At 68.1% G+C, this 2,627-nt stretch carries 2 protein-coding genes; both read left to right on the forward strand.

Going from position 1 to position 2,627, the window contains the following annotated elements; translation table 11 throughout:
• Nucleotides 1-1,715: beta-galactosidase GalB (gene galB, locus ACEN88_RS28900; RefSeq protein ID WP_413345239.1), on the forward strand; the 1,715-nt coding region annotated here is incomplete at its 5' end.
• 102 nt (nucleotides 1,716-1,817) lie between these two features.
• The coding region (locus ACEN88_RS28905) for an SDR family oxidoreductase (protein ID WP_413345241.1) at nucleotides 1,818-2,627 on the forward strand (810 nt) is incomplete at its 3' end.

Below are 2,627 nucleotides of genomic sequence, written 5' to 3' on the forward strand. Positions count from 1 at the left end.
AGCCGCGCCTGTGGGGCCCGCCGCCCACGCAGGTGCCGCACCGCTACGCGCTGGTGGCGACCGTGCGCCAGGACGGCCGTGTCGTCGACCGCACCGAAACGCCGTTCGGCATCCGCACCGTGCGCTTCGATCCGAACCGGGGACTCCTCGTCAACGGCGAGCACATCCCCTTGCGCGGCGTGAACAATCACCACGATCTCGGCGCGCTGGGCGCCGCGTTCAACGTGCGCGCGGCCGAGCGCCAGCTGGAGATCATGCGCGCGATGGGCGCCAACGCCGTCCGCCTGAGCCACAATCCGCCCGACCCGCAGCTGCTGGACCTAGTGGACCGCATGGGCTTCCTCGTGATGGACGAAGTGTTCGATTCGTGGGAGCGCAAGAAGACGCCGCTGGACTTCCACCTGGTCTTCCCCGACTGGCACGAGCAGGACCTGCGCGCGATGATCCGGCGCGACCGCAACCACCCGTCCATCATCATCTGGAGCATCGGCAACGAGGTCGGCGAGCAGTACACCGACAAGGCCGGCGCCGCCGTGGCGCACGAGTTGCACCGGATCGCCCGCGAGGAAGATCCGACCCGGCCGACGACGACCGCGATGAACTACGCCAAGTCGGACATGCCGCTGCCCGCGGAGGTCGACGTCATCGGCCTGAATTACCAGGGCGAAGGCATCCGCCAGGATCCGGAATTCGAAGGGACCGACCGGATCCGCACGCCGCCGCAGTACCCGCTGTTCCATGCGAAATTTCCGGATAAGATGATCCTCAGTACCGAATCCGCGTCGGCCTTCAGCAGCCGCGGCGTGTATTTGTTCCCGGTGCATCCGTCGAACAGCTCGATCGTCCGCGACGGCCGGGGCGGCGACTCGCACAGCCAGCAGGTCAGCGGCTACGAACTGTACGCCGTCGATTTCGGCGCGTCCGCCGACAAGGTGTTCGCGCAGCTCGACCGCAACCCCTACGTGGCCGGCGAATTCGTCTGGACCGGTTTCGACTACCTGGGCGAGCCGACGCCCTATTACGGCGCGCGCAGCTCGTATTCCGGCATCGTCGACCTGGCCGGCTTCCCGAAGGACCGCTATTACCTGTACCAGTCGCGCTGGCGCCCGGACCTGCCGATGGTCCACGTGCTGCCGCACTGGACGTGGCCGGACCGCGTGGGCCAGGTCACGCCCGTGCACGTGTTCACGTCGGGCGACGAGGCCGAGCTGTTCGTCAACGGCAAGTCGCAGGGCCGCCAGAAGAAGGCGCCGTACGCCTACCGCCTGCGCTGGGATGCCGTGCAGTACGAGCCGGGCGAGATCACGGTCGTCGCGTACAAGAACGGCAAGGAATGGGCGAAGGAAACCGTCAAGACGGCCGGCGCTCCCGCCGCGCTGCAGGCGCAGGCCGACCGCACGGCGCTCGCCAGCGACGGGCGCGATCTCGCCTTCGTCACCGTGCGCATCGTCGACAAGGATGGGCTGCCCGCGCCGCGCGCGCACGACCGCGTGCGCTTCACCGTCGAGGGACCGGCGGACCTCGTCGCCACCGACAACGGCGATGCGACGAGCTTCGAATCGTTCCAGGCGAAGGACAGGGCCGCGTTCAATGGCCTCGTGCTGGGCATCGTGCGGACCCGGGCGGGTGCCGGCGGCACGATCACCGTGCGCGCGGACGGTGCCGGGCTGAAGGGTGCTGTCGTGACGTTGCGCAGCCGTCCGGCAACACCGTAACATGCATTTGTTCAAGAACTTTTTCACAAACATAACGTGACGAGGCTCATCGACGGTTGGTGCTAAGCTTGCCCTGCATCGCACCATCGGAGGGCCTCGGTTATGCCGGAAGCACGCCATGAAGTCGTCGTCGTCACGGGTGCCAGCGCGGGGATCGGCCGTGCCGCGGTACAGCAATTCGCCCGCGCCGGCGCACGCATCGCGCTGATCGCGCGCGACCCGGAGCGCCTGGAAGCGGCGCGTGCGGAAGCCGAACGGCTCGGCTCGCCGCAAGCGATCGCCATCTCCGCCGACATGGCGGACCACGCTCAGGTCGAGGCCGCCGCCGAACGGGCCGAGACCGAACTGGGGCCCATCGACATCTGGATCAACAATGCGATGGCGACCGTGTTCGCGCCGTTCGCCGACATTGCGCCGGAAGACTTTCGGCGCGTCACCGACGTCACCTACCACGGCTTCGTGTGGGGCACGATGGCCGCGCTGAAACGCATGCGGCCCCGCAACCGGGGCACCATCGTGCAGGTCAGCTCGGCGCTCGCGTACCGCTCGATCCCGCTGCAATCGCCCTACTGCGGCGCCAAGCACGCGATCAAGGGTTTTACGCAGTCGATCCGCACGGAACTCGAGCATGAACGGAGCGACATCCACATCGCCGTGGTCGACATGCCGGGCGTGAACACGCCGCAGTTCGAGTGGTGCAAGACCACGCTGACGCACCATCCCAAGCCGATCGGCACGTATTACCAGCCCGAGGTCGCCGCGCGCGCCATCTACTGGGCGGCCCATGCGCGCCGGGCCGAGATCTGCGTCGGCGCGCCGACCTTGTCCACCGTGATGGCCGAGAAATTCGTCCCGCGCCTGCTCGACCGGTACCTGGCCCGCAAGGGCGTGGCGGGCCAGCAGGGCCGGCGG

Origin of the sequence: Massilia sp. CT11-108, assembly GCF_047302915.1 — a bacterium.
In the GTDB taxonomy this organism is placed as follows: domain Bacteria; phylum Pseudomonadota; class Gammaproteobacteria; order Burkholderiales; family Burkholderiaceae_D; genus Telluria; species Telluria orientalis.